This is a genomic window from Colwellia sp. 6_MG-2023 (assembly GCF_030547765.1).
Classification (GTDB): Bacteria; Pseudomonadota; Gammaproteobacteria; order Enterobacterales; family Alteromonadaceae; genus Colwellia.
Genome location: NZ_JAUOPP010000025.1, coordinates 50,609 through 70,161 on the forward strand (window position 1 = coordinate 50,609; position 19,553 = coordinate 70,161).

Annotated in this window: 19 protein-coding genes and 2 tRNA genes; 20 read left to right on the forward strand and 1 reads right to left on the reverse strand. The window is 36.3% G+C overall.

Going from position 1 to position 19,553, the window contains the following annotated elements; translation table 11 throughout:
- The first annotated feature begins 162 nt into the window (after positions 1-162).
- The 8 genes from Q4503_RS15165 to Q4503_RS15200 all read left to right on the forward strand — a co-directional run bounded on the left by Q4503_RS15165 (position 163) and on the right by Q4503_RS15200 (position 8,725).
- The gene (locus Q4503_RS15165; protein ID WP_303602779.1) at positions 163-786 is read left to right on the forward strand and encodes an FKBP-type peptidyl-prolyl cis-trans isomerase; all 624 of its coding nucleotides are present in this window, start codon (positions 163-165) and stop codon (positions 784-786) included.
- An 80-nt stretch (positions 787-866) separates the two neighbouring features.
- A complete protein-coding gene (locus Q4503_RS15170) occupies positions 867-1,295 on the forward strand; it encodes a hypothetical protein (RefSeq protein ID WP_303602780.1) in 429 nt (142 codons plus the stop codon).
- A 9-nt stretch (positions 1,296-1,304) separates the two neighbouring features.
- Positions 1,305-2,108, forward strand: coding sequence for a 4-hydroxy-tetrahydrodipicolinate reductase (gene dapB, locus Q4503_RS15175; protein ID WP_303602781.1), 804 nt, complete (start codon positions 1,305-1,307; stop codon positions 2,106-2,108).
- A gap of 272 nt (positions 2,109-2,380) precedes the next feature.
- On the forward strand, positions 2,381-3,565 hold the full coding sequence (carA, locus tag Q4503_RS15180) for a glutamine-hydrolyzing carbamoyl-phosphate synthase small subunit (RefSeq protein WP_215972647.1): 1,185 nt from the start codon (positions 2,381-2,383) through the stop codon (positions 3,563-3,565).
- Between the two features lie 35 nt (positions 3,566-3,600).
- A complete protein-coding gene (gene carB / locus Q4503_RS15185) occupies positions 3,601-6,819 on the forward strand; it encodes a carbamoyl-phosphate synthase large subunit (protein WP_215972646.1) in 3,219 nt (1,072 codons plus the stop codon).
- A gap of 154 nt (positions 6,820-6,973) precedes the next feature.
- Positions 6,974-7,450: a transcription elongation factor GreA gene (gene greA / locus Q4503_RS15190; RefSeq protein WP_215972645.1), complete on the forward strand. Its 477-nt coding sequence runs from the start codon at positions 6,974-6,976 to the stop codon at positions 7,448-7,450.
- A 207-nt stretch (positions 7,451-7,657) separates the two neighbouring features.
- Positions 7,658-8,503, forward strand: coding sequence for an SPFH domain-containing protein (locus Q4503_RS15195; protein ID WP_303602782.1), 846 nt, complete (start codon positions 7,658-7,660; stop codon positions 8,501-8,503).
- A gap of 30 nt (positions 8,504-8,533) precedes the next feature.
- Positions 8,534-8,725, forward strand: coding sequence for a hypothetical protein (locus tag Q4503_RS15200; protein ID WP_215972643.1), 192 nt, complete (start codon positions 8,534-8,536; stop codon positions 8,723-8,725).
- Between the two features lie 76 nt (positions 8,726-8,801).
- Here the strand turns inward: Q4503_RS15200 and Q4503_RS15205 are convergent, their stop codons facing one another.
- The gene (locus tag Q4503_RS15205) at positions 8,802-9,407 is read right to left on the reverse strand and encodes a PilZ domain-containing protein (protein WP_215972642.1); all 606 of its coding nucleotides are present in this window, start codon (positions 9,405-9,407) and stop codon (positions 8,802-8,804) included.
- Between the two features lie 190 nt (positions 9,408-9,597).
- On the opposite strand from Q4503_RS15205, the gene Q4503_RS15210 reads away from it, so the two are divergent.
- From Q4503_RS15210 to Q4503_RS15265, 12 genes are all read left to right on the forward strand, one after another.
- Positions 9,598-10,860 carry a lipoprotein-releasing ABC transporter permease subunit gene (locus Q4503_RS15210; protein WP_303602783.1) on the forward strand — a complete coding sequence of 421 codons (1,263 nt, stop codon included), beginning with the start codon at positions 9,598-9,600 and terminating at the stop codon, positions 10,858-10,860.
- Entirely contained in the window at positions 10,853-11,554 is a 702-nt protein-coding gene (gene lolD / locus Q4503_RS15215; RefSeq protein ID WP_215972640.1) for a lipoprotein-releasing ABC transporter ATP-binding protein LolD, read from the forward strand. Before Q4503_RS15210 ends, lolD begins: the two co-directional genes overlap by 8 nt.
- 11 nt (positions 11,555-11,565) lie before the next feature.
- A complete protein-coding gene (gene lolE, locus Q4503_RS15220) occupies positions 11,566-12,927 on the forward strand; it encodes a lipoprotein-releasing ABC transporter permease subunit LolE (protein ID WP_252727438.1) in 1,362 nt (453 codons plus the stop codon).
- 548 nt (positions 12,928-13,475) lie between these two features.
- The gene (gene ybgC, locus Q4503_RS15225; protein ID WP_215972639.1) at positions 13,476-13,913 is read left to right on the forward strand and encodes a tol-pal system-associated acyl-CoA thioesterase; all 438 of its coding nucleotides are present in this window, start codon (positions 13,476-13,478) and stop codon (positions 13,911-13,913) included.
- The gene (gene tolQ, locus Q4503_RS15230; protein WP_215972638.1) at positions 13,903-14,586 is read left to right on the forward strand and encodes a protein TolQ; all 684 of its coding nucleotides are present in this window, start codon (positions 13,903-13,905) and stop codon (positions 14,584-14,586) included. The genes ybgC and tolQ overlap by 11 nt, the downstream gene beginning before the upstream one ends.
- A gap of 15 nt (positions 14,587-14,601) precedes the next feature.
- Complete coding sequence (tolR, locus tag Q4503_RS15235; protein WP_159821120.1) at positions 14,602-15,027, forward strand: protein TolR; 426 nt, start codon at positions 14,602-14,604, stop codon at positions 15,025-15,027.
- 1 nt (position 15,028) lies between these two features.
- Positions 15,029-15,961 (forward strand): cell envelope integrity protein TolA, encoded by a 933-nt coding sequence (gene tolA, locus Q4503_RS15240; RefSeq protein ID WP_215972637.1) that lies wholly within the window; start codon positions 15,029-15,031, stop codon positions 15,959-15,961.
- Between the two features lie 83 nt (positions 15,962-16,044).
- Positions 16,045-17,388 carry a Tol-Pal system beta propeller repeat protein TolB gene (gene tolB, locus Q4503_RS15245; RefSeq protein ID WP_215972636.1) on the forward strand — a complete coding sequence of 448 codons (1,344 nt, stop codon included), beginning with the start codon at positions 16,045-16,047 and terminating at the stop codon, positions 17,386-17,388.
- Between the two features lie 91 nt (positions 17,389-17,479).
- Positions 17,480-18,028 (forward strand): peptidoglycan-associated lipoprotein Pal, encoded by a 549-nt coding sequence (pal, locus tag Q4503_RS15250; protein ID WP_215972635.1) that lies wholly within the window; start codon positions 17,480-17,482, stop codon positions 18,026-18,028.
- A 68-nt stretch (positions 18,029-18,096) separates the two neighbouring features.
- Complete coding sequence (gene ybgF, locus Q4503_RS15255; protein WP_215972634.1) at positions 18,097-18,888, forward strand: tol-pal system protein YbgF; 792 nt, start codon at positions 18,097-18,099, stop codon at positions 18,886-18,888.
- 172 nt (positions 18,889-19,060) lie between these two features.
- Positions 19,061-19,136: transfer RNA gene (locus Q4503_RS15260), tRNA-Lys, on the forward strand.
- Between the two features lie 98 nt (positions 19,137-19,234).
- A tRNA-Lys gene (locus Q4503_RS15265) sits at positions 19,235-19,310 on the forward strand.
- Positions 19,311-19,553 lie beyond the last annotated feature (243 nt).

Here is a 19,553-nt window from a genome sequence, read left to right on the forward strand (position 1 = left end):
GCGTTGCCTATTATATTCGTTAAATCAACGTGGTGTGAAGTAGTGATTGGTATTTATATTTAAAGCGTTTATAAAAAATAACAAATTGCGATACTCCGACCCTACATACTGGCTAAGCTTTATGATAGACTCTCGCAAATTTTTAAAAAGTAAGTGAAAAATATGTCTGAAAACAAATACGAAACAATTGAGCAACGTGTAAGCTACGGTGTAGGTCGTCAATTAGGTGACCAATTACGTAACAACCCTTTTAAAGAATTTGATATTACCGCTGTACAAGCAGGTATTGCTGATGCATTAATTAATGCAGCAAGCCAAGTATCAGATGAAGATTTAAATGAAGCTTTCACTGTAGTTTCTAAAAAATTACAAGAGCAAGAGCAAGCTATTGCTAAAGAAAAAGCAGCCGAAGGCGAAGCTTTTTTAGCTGAAAATGCTAAACGTGATGAAGTTACTGTTACAGAGTCAGGTTTACAATATGAAGTAATTGAAACAGGTGACGGCGATAAGCCAACAGCTGCTAGCACTGTTCGTGTTCATTATCATGGTACCTTCGCTAATGGTGATGTATTTGATAGTTCAGTTGAACGTGGTCAGCCGGCAGAGTTTCCAGTTGGCGGTGTAATTGCTGGCTGGACAGAAGCATTACAGTTAATGCCTGAAGGTAGTAAATGGAAGCTAACAGTTCCTTATAACTTAGCTTATGGCGAGCAAGGTTCACAAGGTGCTATCCCACCTTATGCTACCTTAGTATTTGATGTTGAATTAATTAGCATCGTTAGCTAGTTAGTTATTTTAAAGCCCTCAGTTGAGGGCTTTTTTTTAAGTGAAAATTAACACAACTTGTCTTGTTGGTGACACATAGAATGCAGACTAAAAAAGTTACATTATTTTTAAAGGAATATTTATCGGCATTTGCCCATTATGATTTGAATAAGGCTGCGACTGCTTATTACCTACCTTGTACTCTGCATACTCCTGACCAAGTTGTTTTAGTGACAGATATCAAAGCATGTCAGCAAGAGCTTACTAAGATTTTTAATCAATTACAGCAAGCAAAAACCAGTGATATACTCATTAAAAAGGCAAGTTACTCTCTAGTCACTGATCATTTATTTTTAATGAGTGTAGATTGGGAGTTTCTTGATGAAAAAGGGGAGATATTTGCTGATTTTTGCGCAATTTATCATTTAATTTTAGTTGATAATAAGCTGAAAATTATTAATGTTGTTTCCCATGACTTATCCAATTCACAGACATTAGATCATCCTGTTATGCTGACAGGTTCAAAGTAGAGAATAAACATGAAAGTAAAAGTAGCAATATTAGGTTGTAGTGGCAGAATGGGGCGTAATCTTATTCAAGCAGCCCATGAACATGAAAGTATTGAATTGATTGGAGGTAGCGTTCGTAGTAGTTCTTCATTTGCAGGTTTCGACCTTGGTGAATTAGCGGGTATAGGCGCGATGGGGCTAACTACGGTTACGGAGTTAAGCCAATTAAATGAAGCTGAAGTCTTTATTGATTTTACATCAATAGAAACGTCACTTGAAAATATTAACTGGTGCAAAGAACATAATAAGGCACTAGTGATTGGTACTACAGGGTTTAACGATGAACAGGTCCATCGTATTAAAGAGGCCGGACAATCAACGCCTATCGTGCTAGCGCCGAATACTTCTGTTGGTGTTAATTTAATGTTTAAGTTACTGGAAATTACAGCAAAAGCCATTGGCGATTATACTGATATTGAAATTTTCGAAGCACATCATCGATTTAAGAAAGATGCTCCTTCAGGGACTGCCGTTAAAATGGGGCAAGTAATTGCTGATACGTTAGGGCGCGACCTTAATGAATGTGCGGTGTACGGGCGAGAAGGTATTACAGAAGAACGTAGTAAGGAAACGATTGGTTTTGCTACGGTTCGAGCGGGTGATATTGTTGGTGAGCACACGGCTTATTTCGCTGATTTAGGTGAGCGTATAGAAATCACTCACAAGGCAAGCTCTCGAATGACTTTCGCATTAGGTGCTATGAGAGCCGCATTTTGGTTGAGTGAAGCTGATAATGGCTTTTACGATATGCAAGATGTTTTAGGTTTGAAATAATAGATAACTACTACTTTTAACTGCTTGACAGTTAAAAGTGAATAAATCACATAAAAGAATAGGTTTTTGAAAATTTCACTAGACGAAAGTGGTCTACAAGCGTAAAATAAGTGGATTTTGTCAAAAATTTAGCTCAAAGCCGTTTTTTGGCATTTTTTATGTACAAATTTTGTGATTGTTTTACCTTACTACTAAAGACAATTTAAATAGAGTTTAAATTTAATTTTTAAAGTAAAGGTTCTGCATTCTTTTCTTCTTTTTTGGAGGTTACATTGGCTATATCTGCGATTTTAGTACTGGAAGACGGTACTGTATTTAAAGGCACCGCAATTGGTGCAAAGGGAACGGCTGTTGGTGAGGTAGTATTTAATACTTCAATGACAGGTTATCAGGAAATCCTCACCGATCCTTCATATGCAGAGCAAATTATCACGCTAACCTACCCGCATATTGGTAATACAGGTACTAACTGTGAAGATAAAGAATCAGACGCTATTTTTGCTAAAGGTTTGGTAATTCGTGATTTACCATTACTTGCAAGTAATTTTAGAAGTGAACAAAGCTTAAGTGAATACCTTGTTAGCAATAATATTTTAGGTATTGCTGATATTGATACACGTAAATTAACGCGTATCTTACGAGAAAAAGGCGCTCAAAATGGTTGTATCTTAACTATTGATGACGCTAATGATGAGACTTTACAAGCTGCAGAAACTAATGGCTTAGCGCAAGCAAAAGCATTTCCAGGTCTTAAAGGAATGGACTTAGCCAAAGTTGTTTCTACTAAAGAGCAATATCAATGGACCTCAGGTAGTTGGGCACTTGGTAGCGCTATGGGGGAAGGTTTCTCTGAACCAGAAAAATTCGACTTTCATGTAGTTGCTTATGATTTTGGTGCTAAAAGCAATATTTTGCGCATGTTAGTAGACCGTGGTTGTAAACTAACGGTAGTACCAGCACAAACATCAGCAAGTGATGTGTTAGCTATGAACCCTGATGGTATCTTTTTATCAAATGGCCCTGGTGACCCAGAGCCTTGTGATTATGCTATTACCGCGATTAAAGAGTTTTTAACAACAGATATTCCTGTCTTTGGTATTTGTTTAGGCCATCAATTACTTGGTTTAGCCAGTGGCGCTAAGACTGTTAAAATGAAATTTGGTCACCATGGTGCTAACCATCCAGTGAAAGATATTGACCGGGATGTAGTTATGATTACTTCGCAAAACCATGGTTTTGCTGTTGATGAAAATAATTTACCTGATAACTTAAGAACAACACATAAATCGCTATTTGATGGTTCTTTACAGGGAATTCATCGCACTGACAAACCCGCATTCAGTTTCCAAGGTCATCCAGAAGCAAGCCCAGGCCCACATGATGCCGCACCATTATTTGACCATTTTATTGACTTGATTAACGAATATAAAACCGACGCCAAAGCAAAACAGGCTTAACCCACACCCTTGACAAGAGAAGAGAGAATAGAGACATGGCAAAAAGAACAGATTTAAAAAGTATCTTGATCTTAGGTGCAGGCCCAATTGTTATTGGTCAAGCTTGTGAATTCGATTATTCAGGTGCGCAAGCATGTAAAGCATTACGTGAAGAAGGTTACCGAGTTATTTTGGTTAACTCTAACCCTGCAACAATTATGACTGACCCCGATATGGCTGATGCAACTTATATCGAGCCTATTCATTGGGAAGTTGTTAGAAAAATTATTGAAAAAGAACGTCCTTGTGCGGTACTACCAACTATGGGTGGTCAAACTGCATTGAATTGTGCACTTGAACTTGAGGCGCAAGGTGTATTAAAAGAATTTAATGTTGAAATGATTGGTGCTACTGCTGATGCAATTGATAAAGCAGAAGATCGCAGTCGTTTCGACAAAGCGATGAAAGCCATTGGCTTAGAAACGCCACGTGCTGAAATTGTTCACACGATTGAAGAAGCACATGCAGCAAGCAAAAACTTAGGTTTCCCTTGTATAATTCGTCCTTCATTTACGATGGGTGGTTCAGGTGGTGGTATTGCTTATAATATTGAAGAGTTTAATGATATTTGTACGCGAGGTTTAGATCTTTCACCAACATCAGAGTTATTAATTGATGAATCATTAATTGGTTGGAAAGAATACGAAATGGAAGTGGTTCGTGACAAAAATGATAATTGTATCATTATTTGTTCAATTGAAAACTTCGATCCTATGGGGATTCATACCGGTGATTCTATAACGGTTGCGCCAGCACAAACGTTAACAGACAAAGAATACCAAATTATGCGTAATGCTTCACTAGCCGTGCTACGTGAGATTGGTGTTGAAACAGGTGGCTCAAACGTACAGTTTGGTGTTTGTCCAGATACCGGTCGTATGGTTATTATAGAAATGAACCCTCGTGTATCACGTTCATCGGCGCTTGCATCTAAAGCAACAGGTTTCCCTATTGCTAAAATCGCAGCAAAATTAGCGGTAGGATATACGCTTGATGAATTAACAAATGATATTACTGGCGGCAAAACACCAGCATCATTTGAACCTACAATTGATTATGTAGTGACTAAAATACCACGCTTTAACTTTGAAAAATTTGCTGGTTGTGAAGACCGATTAACGACGCAAATGAAATCAGTTGGTGAAGTTATGGCTATTGGCCGTAATCAGCAAGAATCAATGCAAAAAGCATTACGTGGTTTAGAAGTTGGCGTAAATGGTTTCGACTCTATGGTTGATGTAACGCAACCTGGTGCTAAAACCAAAATTATGCATGAGTTACAAGAAGCTGGCTCTGACAGAATTTGGTATGTTGCCGATGCATTCCGTTTAGGTTTAACGGTTGATGATGTATTCCGTTTAACGAAAATTGATCGTTGGTTCCTAGTACAAATAGAAGACATCGTTTTAGAGGAAGCCAAAGTAGCTGAAGGCGGATTGAAAATACTGAATGCAGACTATTTACGTAAACTTAAACGTAAAGGTTTTGCTGATGCTCGTCTTGCTGATGTTATTGGTGTTGCAGAAGCTGAGATTCGTAAAAAGCGTCATAATGCGAATATTTTCCCAGTTTACAAACGAGTCGATACATGTGCTGCAGAATTTAGCTCTGACACTGCTTATATGTATTCAACTTATGATGAAGAATGTGAAGCGAATCCTACAGATAAAGAATCAATTATGATTTTAGGTGGTGGGCCAAATCGTATCGGACAAGGTATTGAGTTTGACTACTGTTGTGTTCATGCTGCCTTAGCATTACGTGAAGACGGCTATGAAACAATCATGGTTAACTGTAACCCTGAAACAGTTTCAACAGATTACGATACATCAGACAGATTATATTTTGAGTCCATTACTTTTGAAGATGTACTTGAAATTGTTCGAATTGAAAAGCCAAAAGGTGTTATTGTCCAGTATGGTGGTCAAACACCACTTAAGCTGGCACGTGCTTTAGAAGCTGCTGGTGTTCCAATTATTGGTACCTCTCCAGATGCGATTGATCGTGCAGAAGATAGAGAGCGTTTCCAACAAGCGGTTGATCGTTTAGGCTTATTACAACCTGAGAATGCGACTGTTACATCATTAGATGAAGCAATGGCAAAGGCTGAAGCTATTGGTTTTCCATTAGTTGTTCGTCCATCTTATGTACTAGGTGGTCGAGCAATGGAAATTGTCTATGATTTAGAAGACTTACGTCGTTATATGACAGAAGCCGTAAGTGTATCAAATGATTCTCCTGTGTTATTAGACCACTTCTTAGATGATGCTATTGAAGTTGATATCGACCTTATCTGCGATGGTGAAAGAGTTGTTATTGGTGGCATTATGCAACATATTGAACAAGCAGGGGTTCACTCTGGTGACAGTGCTTGCTCATTACCTGCTTATAGCCTAAGCCAAGAAATTCAAGATGTTATGCGCAAGCAAGTAACAGATCTAGCGTTTGAGCTAGGTGTGATTGGATTAATGAATACACAAATGGCTGTTAAAGGTGATCAGGTTTACTTAATCGAAGTAAATCCTAGAGCAGCGCGTACCGTGCCATTTGTTTCAAAAGCGACATCTATACCTTTAGCGAAAGTTGGTGCTCGTGTGATGGCTGGAAAATCGCTTACCGAACAAGGTATTACTGAAGAAGTTATCCCACCATTTTACTCTGTAAAAGAAGTGGTTATTCCTTTTAACAAATTCCATGGTAGTGATCCATTAGTTGGTCCTGAAATGCGTTCTACAGGTGAAGTAATGGGGGTCGGCAATACTTTTGAAGAAGCCTATGCTAAAGCTAATTTAGGTGCTGGGGTATCTGTACCTAAGTCGGGTAGGGCATTAATTTCTGTTCGTAATTCTGATAAAGTACGTGTAGTTGAACTAGCTAAACAAATGGTTGCTTTAGGTTATGAACTTGATGCAACACACGGTACAGCAATTATCTTAGGTGAAGCTAATGTACCCGTTCGTTTAGTTAATAAAGTACATGAAGGTCGCCCACACATTCTTGATAGAATTAAAAACAGTGAATATACTTATATCATCAATACTACCGAAGGGCGTAAAGCTATTGAAGATTCTAAAGTATTACGTGGTGGAGCATTGCGCTATAAAGTGGCATATACTACAACACTAAATGCTGCATTTGCAGCTTGTCAAGCGCATGCTGCTGATGATAGAAATACTGTTACGTCTATCCAAGAATTACATAAGCGTTGTAAATAAGCAGACTAACTTGCTTTTTTAAGCACAAGCACTGTTGGAATACATACTTAGTAGTTATATGAATTACTAAGCTATGTGTTCCGTTTTGCTTTTAGCTAAACGAGCTTTGTTACTCGCACTTATTTCATTTTACATAAAAGATAAGATTAAAATTATGAGTCAATATCCAATGACAGTTCACGGCGCTGATGCGTTACGTGAAGAATTAAATTATTTAAAAACAGTCAAACGTCCTAGAATTGTTTCTGACATAGCAACAGCGCGCGAACATGGTGATTTAAAAGAGAATGCTGAATATCATGCCGCTCGTGAGCAACAGAGTTTCTGTGAAGGCCGTATTCAAGAAATTGAAGGTAAGTTAGGTAATGTACAGATTATCGATGTAACTAAAATTACTAATACAGGTAAAGTTATATTTGGTGTTACCGTTACTTTACTTAATATTGATACTGAAGAAGAAGTTAAATATCAAATTGTTGGTGATGACGAAGCAGATATTAAACAAAACAGAATTTCTATAAATTCACCTATTGCACGTGGCCTAATAGGAAAAACTGTTGATAGTGAAATTGAAATCTCAACACCAGGTGGTGTGGTTGAATACGAAATTATGGCCGTAGATCATATCTAATCGATAACCTCGAGTTAGTGTTTTATATTAGCATAGCCACTAATATAAATAAGATATAAGGCTTTTTAAACCCAACATTAATAGTAATGTTGGGTTTTTTTATGCCTTCTACTTAGTGGTATTGACCATTTTTAATTGACAACATTAAGTATTAGTAGATAATTATGATATCATTTTGATGTCATAATTTTTTTTTAAGGAATAAATATGAAAGAGAAGAAAGGTTTTTCAATCAATGGCTATAGTGTTTTTTTGGCATTATTGATAATTATAGGAGCGGTTGTGAGTCAAGCTATTAATTATAATGTTGGGGTTTTATCCTTTGTTGGCATTGTGTTTATCATATTTATATTACCTGGTTTTTTTATGGTGCAGCCTAATCAGGGGAAAGTGATGACTTTTTTCGGTAGTTATGTTGGTACTGTAAAGTCTAATGGTTTACGCTGGAGTATTCCTTTCTTCAAACGTAAAAACATTTCACTTAGAGTTCGAAATTTTGAATCAAACCAAATGAAAGTGAATGATAATCATGGTAATCCTATAGAAATAGCGACTGTTGTTGTTTGGTCTGTAGGTGATACAGCTGAAGCGATGTTTGAAGTTGATGATTATATTAGTTTTGTGAATATACAAAGTGAATCAGCATTACGAAATATGGCGACTAGCTACCCTTATGATCAACATGACGGCGACGAAATTGCTTTAAGAAGCCATTCAAAAGAAGTTTCTGAAGCATTAAAATGTGAGATACAAGAAAGGCTAGAAAAAGCCGGTGTTAAAGTACATGAAGCCCGTATTAGTCATTTAGCTTATGCACCAGAAATTGCTAACGCTATGCTACAGCGACAACAAGCGTCGGCGATCATTGCTGCTAGAAGGCTAATTGTTGATGGCGCTGTTGGTATGGTTGAAATGGCATTAACGCAACTTTCTGAAAAATCAATAGTTGAGCTTGATGAAGAGCGCAAAGCCGCTATGGTAAGTAATCTACTGGTCGTGTTATGTAGTGATAAAAGTACACAACCTGTTGTAAATACTGGCAGTCTTTATTAGCCGCAATAAAAAATTACTATAGGAGTTATTATGGCGGCTAAAAAAAGCTTTCCATTAAGAATAAACCCTGATGTATTGGCAGCAATGCAGCGTTGGTCAGACGATGAACTTCGCAGTGTTAATGCTCAAATTGAATATGTATTACGAAAAGCATTAGTTGATTCAGGCAGAGTAAAACTAATTCAAAAAACGATAACGATCGTTGAAGATAACAAGGATTAAAATTGAATTAAGCAATATGCTTTTTACTATTATTAAGATAACTTACAAGCACTAAATAATAAGGATATTATTGTGCTTAGTTTTTCTTATCTTCTTGATTTCTTTGTAAAGCCAGCGCTTGAAGTTGTTTCGATTGCTCATGTAAGCTGCTTCGTACTAGTATTTCTCTATCGTCTTCACGTATAAAGTGAAAAATAACCTTATGTAAATAATCTTTATCAACTTCTTCTATTTCAATAACTTCACCATAACAATAAACAGCATGATTTTCGTTTTGTAGAAAAACTTTTAACTCTAGAAGTTGTGATAATTCAAAAGATTTATTTGCAGTAAATAATAAACCACCACCACCAAACTTGATACCTTGATATCTGTGCGCTTCATCATCTTCTTGTTGTAGGATGTAGCCAATCAATAAATCAATTTTATTTGATTGATGATTTAAAAATTCAACTAACTTACTCGCCACACCTGACAACGCTTGTAGTGGACGTAACGCAGCTTGATCTAAACTCGACATGTCACTGGCCATTTTAAATGGCGTTGGCATGTTGTTTATAAATTCGTCATAAGTTATGTGTTTATTTCTATCAATGGCTACTATGTTAATTGAAAAATCATGTTCAATCGAAAAAAACTCATTATATTTTATTAGCTTTTGCGCTGTTGTTTCTTTATTCATTGTTGTCACTTTAATTATATGAATTTTATACTACTTAGCTTAAGTGTTTAAAAATCGTATTTAATTATAAGGTTATAGCAGATATAGAACTATTTAGACATACTTTCTAACAAGTAAAACGTTAAATAATCGCAGGCTGTGTTATGCTTGATTATCTATTTTATTTTATAATTTCAGTAACAATAATTAAATGTTTCAACCTGTTAGCCTATTTATTGGACTACGTTATAGCCGTAGTAAAAAGCGTACTGGCTTTATCTCATTTATTACTTTCTTTTCAACCGTTGGCATTTTGCTAGGTGTAGCGTCGCTTATTACCGTAGTGTCTGTGATGAATGGTTTTGAAGGGGAGCTAAAAAAACGTATTTTAGGTATTGTGCCACATGTAATTGTTGCGCAAGACTTAAATGATTCAAAGCCCAATAATTTTGACTCCTGGCCTGCCTTAAGGGAAGAGCTACTAAAACAAAAGCATGTTGAACAGGTAACTCCTTTTTTAAGTAGCGAAGCGCTTATTCAATCGTCAAAAAACTTACAAGGTGTTTTATTGCAAGGGATTATCCCTGAATTTGAGCAAAAAAACATTATCAGTACTCATATGATAAGTGGCTCTTTAAATAGCTTATCCGAACATCCCTATAGCATTGTTATTGGCCAATCCCTGGCAAGAAAATTAAAAGTAACAATAAACGATACTGTTCGCCTTGTTTTACCTAATAAAACTATTTTTACACCGATGGGGAGAATTCCCGTACAACGTAAATTTGTTATTCGTGGCATTTTCGATGTTGGCTCTCAAGTTGATGGGTCAATGGTTTATGTTCATAGTGAATCAGGTGCCAAATTATTACGTAGAACTGCTGATGGCATTGATCAATTACGACTGTATTTGGATGATGCTTTTAATGCGCAGCAAGTGGTGAATACATTAACAGCGGCTAACTTGCAGACAACCGCGTTGAATAAATTAACTTATACCACCTGGAGTGAAACTCAAGGAGCACTTTTCTCTGCTGTTAATATGGAGAAAAAAATGATGTGGCTAATGCTTAGTTTAATTGTTGCTGTTGCTGCTTTTAATATTGTCTCAGCACTAGTTATGGTAGTTGTTGAAAAACAAGGTGAAATAGGTATATTGCAAACATTAGGTTTATCTAGAGCTGGGATAGTTAAAATATTTATTACTCAAGGCATGGTAAATGGTTTATGGGGAGCGATGATCGGTAGTATTTTAGGTGTATTAATTGCGTTAAATTTAAATGAAATATTGTCAACGTTAGGGTTGAACATATTAGGTAGTGGCTATGCTATGCAAGCTTTACCTGTTCAGCTTGAGCTAGTAAATGTTGTTGTTATTGTTCTATCAGCTTTAGGGATGAGCTTCATCGCTACGTTATATCCAGCTTTCCAAGCATCAAAAACCCAACCAGCAGAGGTTTTACGTAATGAGTAAAGTATTACATTGTAGTCAATTATCTAAATCATATAAGCAGGGCGATATAGAAACTAAGATTTTGGATAAATTAGAGCTAACAGTTGAAAAAGGCGAGCTACTTGCCATTGTGGGTAGCTCGGGTTGTGGCAAGAGTACTTTTTTACACCTTGCCGGCGCTTTAGATTTACCTAGTTCAGGTGAAGTTTTTATCAATGATGTTAATATTTTAAGTTTATCGGATAAAGAAAGAGCGACTTTTCGTAATCAACATATAGGTTTTATTTATCAATTTCATCATCTTATGATGGAGTTTACCGCCCTTGAAAACGTAGCTATGCCTTTATTAATTCGAGGGAACAAGCCCAAGCAAGCGATAGCTTCTGCCTCAGAAGTACTATCACAGGTAGGGTTAGCTCATCGTTTTAATCACAGACCGAGTGAATTGTCGGGTGGTGAAAGGCAACGTACAGCTATTGCTAGAGCATTAGTGACTAAACCTTCATTGATTTTAGCTGATGAACCAACAGGCAATTTAGATAGCGATACCGCTGAACAGATATATCAATTGATCCGTAGTCTTAATAAAACTGTGCAAACCAGTTTTGTTGTTGTTACACATGATATTTCGCTAGCGATGCGTATGGACAGACAATTACAATTAGACCATGGCAAGTTATCGAACTTTGTACAACATAATGTTGTAAGTAACTGAGTCAATAAGCTATGGATAAATTAACAACCTCTCATAAAAGTGGCAAATACCCTATATTTACCCCATTAAGTATTTTTTTAGCTTTACGTTATGTACGAAGTCGCAATGGACATGGTTTTTCTACTTTTATCTCTGCTTCTTCTACTCTTGGTATTGCCTTGGGCACTATGGTATTAATTATCGCTTTAAGTGCTATGAATGGTTTTGAGCGTGAATTGGCAAATAAACTGTTATCAATAGTTCCTCATGCTGAATTAATATCGGTTGATGAGCCGATATCAAATTGGCCTTTAAATGTTAAGCGAATAGCGAGTCATCCAGAAGTCATTGCCGCCGCTCCGGTGATTAATTTAACAGGAATGATGCAGCATCAAAGCCAATTAAAGGCATTGGAAATTAGAGGAGTTGATGTTCAGTTAGAAACCCTTGTATCTGATATTGAAAATTATATGGTATCAGGTAGTTGGCATGCTTTATCGAACCAAGGTGAAAGTAAAAAAAGTAATGACCCCATGGTAACAGAATACCTAGGGAACGGGATTGTTATTGGCGCGGGAGTTGCTAAAAAATTAGCAGTGAAGCTCGGCGATAAAGTACAGATCTTACTACCACCAAGTAGTCATATGTCTGAAATAAATGACCTGGGTAATCAAAACCTATTTTCTGCACCAGTGAAAAGACAAGTTGAAATTGTTGGTATATTTAAGTTTGGCGGTACTGTTGATGAAACCCTTGCCTATATATCATTGACACAGGCAGCTGAAATTAAAGGTTATCAAAACGATGAAGTACAAGGGATTAGAATTAAAATAGATAATGTTTTTTCTGCGCCGAGTGTCGCTCGCTCTATTGCTGCTAATTTTAATCATTATGTTTATATTATGGATTGGACACGTACGCAAGGGCATTTATTTAACGATATACAAATGGTACGCATGGTTATGTTTATTGTACTAATCTTGGTGATTGGGGTAGCAAGTTTCAATATAGTATCAACGTTAATTATGGCCGTTAATGATAAGAAAGGCGATATTGCGATTTTAAAAACAATGGGATCTAGTGATAAATTAATTATGTTGACCTTTATATATCAGGGGCTAGTTAATGGTTTGCTAGGTACGGCTATTGGCGGGGCCTTCGGAATACTATTAGCGCTTAATCTACCCGATATTGTAGTCTTTATTGAAAATATATTTACAGTTAAAGTTTTATCGGCAGATGTTTATTTTATTGATCATATTCCTAGTCAGTTAAATCTATCTGATGTCTATATCACCATAATTACCGCATTATTGATGTCTTTAGTTGCTACCATATACCCTGCTTGGCGAGCGACAAAAATTGAACCAGCACAAGTTTTAGGGCAATTATAAGCTGCTTTATTAGAGTAAGCGTAAGAAATTATGCTACCCCTTGCTGTACTTAAATTGATGTACTTCATTAAATATCTTAAATTTTAAGCAAAAAAAAGCCCGCAACTTATTGCGGGCCAACTTAAATATCAAGTTGATAGAAGGAAGTCTATATGAAATTACATTAAACATGTCGAGAAAAGATAAAACAAAAAAATATCAATTCATCTTTTTCTGATAAATGATAATAATACAGGGGAGAGTAAGTTATCACTGCAAAGGGCTATACCAGAAAACAAGATTATTATAAGTTTGTTCACTTAGTGTGACAAACTAATAAAATTACTTTTTCGCATTAGAAAAACTAATGAATAATTTTGTTTTTAATTTATATAAGGCCTTTTATCTAATTATCACCTTTGTTAATGTTAATCATTAATTAGCCGTAACATAATAAATTACTTTTTTGATATAAAGTGTAAATATTCATTAACTTCGCCTTGTTTGTCTACTAGGTTATCTATTAGTATATGTTCACTTGTGTCGATTGCTTAGAAACCTTGTTGTAAATGTCAAATATAAAATTAAATACAAGCCACAATTACTCGCTAAGAGTTTATTACGAAGATACTGATGCAGGTGGAATTGTTTATTATGCTAACTATCTAAAGTTTTTTGAGCGAGCTCGTACTGAGTGGTTAAGAGAGCTTGGTGTTAACCAGACTAATTTTTTAGAACAAAACATTGGTTTTGTTGTCAGAAAGGTTGAAATGGATAATATTGCTTCTGCACAATTAGATGATTTACTTAAGGTAAACTCTACTATAACCACGTTAAAACGTGCTAGTTTAGTGTTTAATCAACAAATAACAAATCAAGAACAACAATTAATATGTACTGCAACTGTACGTGTTGCTTGTGTTAACTTTCAAAGTCATAACTCTCAAAAAGTAAAACCTATGGCTATTCCAGAATCTATATTAGGAGCGTTAAAACGTGTCTGCTGAACTTTCAATTGTTGAACTCATCTTAGAAGCCAGTATATTGGTTAAATTTGTTATGTTAGTGTTGTTAGGCTTTTCTGTGGCTTGCTGGGCGATGATCTTTCAGCGTCGACAAGCGCTTAGCTTAGCGACACAACAATTAAAAAACTTTGAAGACAAGTTTTGGAGTGGTGCCGATTTAAGTAAACTTTATAATGAAATATCAACTAAGAACGAAGTTCAAGGCGTTGAAAATTTATTTGTTGCAGGCTTTAAAGAGTTTGCGCGTTTACGTAAAAGTCACATTGATAATCCAACTATGATTATTGATGGCACCCAACGTGCTATGCGTGTTGCACTATCACGAGAAGTTGACAACTTAGAAACACATTTACCTTTTATGGCGACAGTCGGCTCTATTAGTCCGTATATCGGATTGTTCGGCACTGTGTGGGGTATTATGAATTCATTTATTGGTTTGGGGTCGGTGCAACAAGCCACATTAGCGATGGTAGCTCCTGGTATCGCTGAAGCGCTTATTGCAACAGCTATGGGGCTTTTTGCCGCCATTCCTGCCGTAATGGCTTTTAACCGATTTAGCCATAAAGTAGAAAAACTTGAAAATAGTTACGGTAATTTTATGGAAGAGTTTGCGAGTATTTTACAACGACAAACTGTTGTTAGTAAGCCAGAATAAATAAGGGCGTATTTTATGTATAACAGAGTTAGACGCCGAAAAGTTGCTGAAATCAACGTTGTTCCATATATTGATGTTATGTTGGTATTATTGATTATTTTTATGGTGACAGCGCCACTCATTACGCAAGGGGTTAAGGTTGATTTACCTCAAGCAGATGCTGAGCCATTAGATAAAGATACTAAACCGCCATTGGTCGCTTCAGTTGATGCTCAAGGGCGATACTATATTACTTTGGGTGCTAATGATAAAGAGCCACTTTCAGCTGAAGAAGTTGCTACGTTAGTGAAAGCACATTTATTGGTAAACCCTGATACACCGGTTGTTGTTAATGGAGATGGTGCTGTTTCATATGATGCAGTTATTCAGTTAATGGTATTACTACAAAATGTTGCAGGTGTACCATCGGTGGGTTTAATGACAGAACCGTTGGAGAATTAAAGTGACGCAAAAATATAACAAGAGCACTTTCATTAAAGCTATTTGGCTAAGTTTAACCTTGCATGTAGGTTTGATCGTTGTTCTTTTTATGGGAGACTTTAATAGCGAAATAAAGCCCAAAGCAAGTGCTTCAATTGCGCAAGAAGTTAAGCCGATAGAAGCAACGGTTGTTGATGGGGCAAAATTACAAAAAGCGATAAATGAGATAAAAAAACAAAAAGCGGATGAACAATCAGCAGAGAAAAAACGAATTGAAGAAATAGAAAAGCGTGCCAATGATGCTAAGAAGCGTAGAGCACAAGAAGAAGCGCGGATAAAGAAATTAGAAAAACAGCGTAAGATTAAAGAACAAGAAAAGAAAAAAGCAGATAAAGCAGCGCAAGAAGCTAATACGAAAGCGAAAAATGCGGAGAAAGTGAGAAAACAAAAAGAACAAGAACAGAAAAAAGCGGAAGAGGCGGCAGCAAAAGCTCGTTCTAAAAGGTTAGCTGCTGAAGCTGAAGCCAAAAAAGCGGAAGAGCTTCGTAAAAAGCAAATAGCAGAGCGTAAACGCAAAGAGCAAGAAGCTGCGCAAAGGGCCGCACAAGAAAAAATAATTGCTGAGCAAATGGCCGCTGAAATGGCCACACGTAATAAGGCTCGTCAGCAACAAATGATGTCGGAAATACAACGCTATGCAGCGCTTATTACTAATGTTATTGATCAAAATATGATTAATGATCGATCAACAATGGAGGGTAAGTCTTGTAAATTGATGATCAGTCTTGCGCCTTCAGGCTTTGTTACACAAGTTAAAAACGTTAGCGGTGATACTGTAGTATGTGAAGCGGCTAAAAGGGCTGTATATAAAGCAGGTACACTGCCTGTTTCTAAAGATCCTGAAGTATTTAAAGAAATGCGTAATATTGGTGTTACTGTTGTGCCTGAATTCTAATTTTGGATGAAAACAAAATAAATTTAAAATAGCTTGTTCAATAACTCTCAAAAAATTAACAGAACTGGATTAAATAGAAAAATATGAAAATTAAATTATTACTTGGAATTTTTATAACCTTACTCTCTACCTCAGCGATGGCTACACTCGAAATTGTGATCACTGGAGGTGTTGATAGTGCAAGACCTATTGCGGTTGTTCCATTTCAATGGAGGGGAGCAGGGGAGCTTCCAGAACAAGTGTCAAAAGTCATTAGCGATGATTTATTACGCAGTGGTAAGTTTAATCCCATTAGTCAAAGTAAATTCCCTCAACTGCCTACTTCAGCAACAAATATTGATTACAGTGCGTGGGCTAGTATTGGTGTAGAAGCTATTATTACAGGCACAATAGATGAAGTTAGCTTAGGACAGTATCGAGTGAGCTATCAATTAGTTGATGTTATTCGTGGACAAGTTACTGGCGGACAAACATCTATGTTGAGTAATGGTGAATTGGTACAAACAGAAGATCATATTTTAAGCCAAAGTAGCGCACAAATTGGTAGTGAACAGTTTCGCCGCTATGCACACACTATTAGTAATGCAGTATATGAGTCACTTACCGGCACAAAAGGTGCGTTTTTAACACAAATTGCTTACGTTATTGTTAGAGATGGAGGAAACTTTCCTTATCAGTTAGCTTTTGCCGATTATGATGGCTTTAATGAACAAGTATTATTAAGCTCTAATGAACCACTTATGTCTCCTTCATGGCATCCTGATGGCGAGCAATTAGCTTATGTCTCTTTTGAGAATAGACAAGCACAAATTCATACTATTAATATTTATACAGGTGAACGTCAGCTTATAAGCTCGTATGACGGTATTAATAGTGCGCCACGCTTTTCTCCTGATGGCAAAAAAATGGCGATGGTTTTATCAAAAGACGGTAATCCTGACCTGTATGTCATGACTTTAGCAACAAAAACATTACGTCGAGTAACGCGTAATAGAGCGATAGATACCGAGCCAAGTTGGGCACCAAATGGAAATTCTTTAATATTTAGTTCAGAACGGGGTGGTAAACCGCAACTATATCGCGTAAATTTAATCGATGGGAAAGTTAGGCGTCTCACTTTTAATGGTGAAATGAATCTAGGTGGCTCTATTACGCCTGATAATAAACAATTAATCATGGTTAATAGAACTCGTGGTCAATATCGTTTAGCGAAGCAAGAATTAGACTCAGGTTTATTTCAAGTGCTAACGAAAACCAGGTTAGATGAGTCACCAAGTGTTTCACCTAATGGTGGAATGATAATATATAGTACCTTGCATAATAATAGGCAGGTACTTGGGTTAGTGTCAGTTGATGGTCGCTTTAAAGCACGTCTACCGGCTCTTGATGGTCAAGTTAAGTCACCTGCTTGGTCACCGTTTTTGTAAAGTGATAGTTATTAAATAAAAAACTATTTATTATATAAAAAAGAAAGAAAAAATTAAAATTACACTTTTGTAAAATAAGGAAAAAAATAATATGATTTTAAATAAAACACTTAAAAATGTAGCTATCGCTTTACCAATGCTAGCACTAGCGGCTTGTAGCTCTAATGATTCATCAGACGAGCAAGTAAGCGTTGATAGTAACGTTGAAATGGTACAAGAGCAGCAAGCAGCAGCTGAAGAAGCTGTAAGAGTTCAAGCTGCTAAACGAGCTGCTGAAATTAAAGAGCAAGAACGTCAACAATTAGCTATGTTACGTTCTGAACATATTATTTATTTTGGTTTTGATGTTTCAAGTGTTAGCAGTGAATTTTCAGACATATTGAATGCTCATGCTAAATTCTTAAATGCTAACCCAGGTGTGAAAGTACTAATTGAAGGTCATGCTGATGAACGTGGCACACCTGAGTACAATATTGCATTAAGTGAGCGTCGTGCTAAAGCTGTTGTAACTTATTTAGAAAACATGGGTGTATCGGCAGATCAATTATCAATTGTAAGCTATGGTGAAGAAAAGCCAATGATCAAAGATAGATCTGAAGAAGCTTTTTCTAAAAATCGCCGTGCGGTAATTGTATACTAAAACTATTTATTAAACGCTATGCATCAGAACTGCATAGCGAACTTTAAATAAATATAATCGGAAAAAAAATGAAACTAACCCTTTCAAATAGAGCGGTTTTATTTGGCTTAATTTTGACTGCTAGTACCTCAGTTGTGCTAGCGGCTCAAGCGCCAGTTATTGATGTAAGCTCTGCATCGAGTGAAAAACAAAATAAAGGTTCATTAACAGAGCAATTGGCTAATGTTGAGCGAAAACTTGACTCTCGTAATCGAGCGCAAGTAAATATTCAAAGTCAGCTTGATGATTTACAAAATCAAGTTAATGAATTACGTGGTGTAACTGAGTTACATACACATCAACTATCTCAAGTACTTGAAAGACAGCGAGAGTTATATCAAGAGCTAGATAGACGAGTAAGTGCGGCTTTGCAGTCAACCTCACAAGCTGCTAGTACTACGGTGGTTAATTTGCCGGCGGTTACCAAAAATTATAGTGATGATTTAACTGAGAATGAAGCTTATGATAAAGCACTTAATTTGGTGCTAAAAGATAAGCGATATGAACAGGCAATTTCTGAGTTTCACAGCTTTAATAAGGCATATCCTCAGTCAACTTATGCGCCTAATTCACATTATTGGTTAGGGCAGTTGTTGTTTAATAAAGGTAAGTTATCTGAAGCTGAACAAGAATTTTCTATTGTTGTTGAGCAATTTAAAGACTCAAGTAAAAGACCTGATGCACTGTTAAAATTAGCCATGGTTGCACAACAACAAAAAAATGACAATAAAGCTAAGCAGCTATATCGTCAACTGTTAAGTGAATATCCTGAGTCAACTTCAGCACAATTAGCAAAACCTCGGTTAAATAAACTAAACTAAGCCTTTGCTAGTTTAAAGACTATTGCTATTTTTGTTGTTGACAAAACTAGCAATGTGCTTTGTTTTTAATCAAACAATGTATAATAGTGAAAAAAAGTAAATTTATTCTTGCACTAAATTTATATATCAGTATTATATGCGGCGCGTCGAGGCACCAACCTAAACGCAATGTCGGCCGTTAGCTCAGTTGGTAGAGCAGTTGGCTTTTAACCAATTTGTCGAAGGTTCAAATCCTTCACGGCCGACCAATTTTTTAAAATGTTTCTTTTAAATAGTTTTAAAAGAAAAACACTCTACTAACGAGTTTAAAAGTTAGGTTGGAATTTATTCCAATATCACAATATGTCGGCCGTTAGCTCAGTTGGTAGAGCAGTTGGCTTTTAACCAATTTGTCGAAGGTTCAAATCCTTCACGGCCGACCACTTTGATTTTAGATTATCAAAATTAAGGTTTAACCTTTAATTTTCTAGTTTAAGTTAGATGAAGCTTTATATCCTTCAAAACTGACCTTTTATTCAAAATGAATTATTTTGAATAAAGCACTCTTCTATCGAGTTTAAAAGATAGGTTGGGATTTATTCCAATAATACAATATGTCGGCCGTTAGCTCAGTTGGTAGAGCAGTTGGCTTTTAACCAATTTGTCGAAGGTTCAAATCCTTCACG

What these genes read in the sequence shown, in the direction of transcription:
- Q4503_RS15165 (WP_303602779.1), top strand. Translation starts at nt 163, where the DNA reads ATGTCTGAAAACAAATACGAAACAATTGAGCAACGTGTAAGCTACGGT.
- Q4503_RS15170 (WP_303602780.1), top strand. Translation starts at nt 867, where the DNA reads ATGCAGACTAAAAAAGTTACATTATTTTTAAAGGAATATTTATCGGCA.
- dapB (WP_303602781.1), top strand. Translation starts at nt 1,305, where the DNA reads ATGAAAGTAAAAGTAGCAATATTAGGTTGTAGTGGCAGAATGGGGCGT.
- carB (WP_215972646.1), top strand. Translation starts at nt 3,601, where the DNA reads ATGGCAAAAAGAACAGATTTAAAAAGTATCTTGATCTTAGGTGCAGGC.
- greA (WP_215972645.1), top strand. Translation starts at nt 6,974, where the DNA reads ATGAGTCAATATCCAATGACAGTTCACGGCGCTGATGCGTTACGTGAA.
- Q4503_RS15195 (WP_303602782.1), top strand. Translation starts at nt 7,658, where the DNA reads ATGAAAGAGAAGAAAGGTTTTTCAATCAATGGCTATAGTGTTTTTTTG.
- Q4503_RS15200 (WP_215972643.1), top strand. Translation starts at nt 8,534, where the DNA reads ATGGCGGCTAAAAAAAGCTTTCCATTAAGAATAAACCCTGATGTATTG.
- Q4503_RS15205 (WP_215972642.1), bottom strand. Translation starts at nt 9,407, where the DNA reads ATGAATAAAGAAACAACAGCGCAAAAGCTAATAAAATATAATGAGTTT.
- Q4503_RS15210 (WP_303602783.1), top strand. Translation starts at nt 9,598, where the DNA reads ATGTTTCAACCTGTTAGCCTATTTATTGGACTACGTTATAGCCGTAGT.
- lolD (WP_215972640.1), top strand. Translation starts at nt 10,853, where the DNA reads ATGAGTAAAGTATTACATTGTAGTCAATTATCTAAATCATATAAGCAG.
- lolE (WP_252727438.1), top strand. Translation starts at nt 11,566, where the DNA reads ATGGATAAATTAACAACCTCTCATAAAAGTGGCAAATACCCTATATTT.
- ybgC (WP_215972639.1), top strand. Translation starts at nt 13,476, where the DNA reads ATGTCAAATATAAAATTAAATACAAGCCACAATTACTCGCTAAGAGTT.
- tolR (WP_159821120.1), top strand. Translation starts at nt 14,602, where the DNA reads ATGTATAACAGAGTTAGACGCCGAAAAGTTGCTGAAATCAACGTTGTT.
- tolB (WP_215972636.1), top strand. Translation starts at nt 16,045, where the DNA reads ATGAAAATTAAATTATTACTTGGAATTTTTATAACCTTACTCTCTACC.
- pal (WP_215972635.1), top strand. Translation starts at nt 17,480, where the DNA reads ATGATTTTAAATAAAACACTTAAAAATGTAGCTATCGCTTTACCAATG.
- ybgF (WP_215972634.1), top strand. Translation starts at nt 18,097, where the DNA reads ATGAAACTAACCCTTTCAAATAGAGCGGTTTTATTTGGCTTAATTTTG.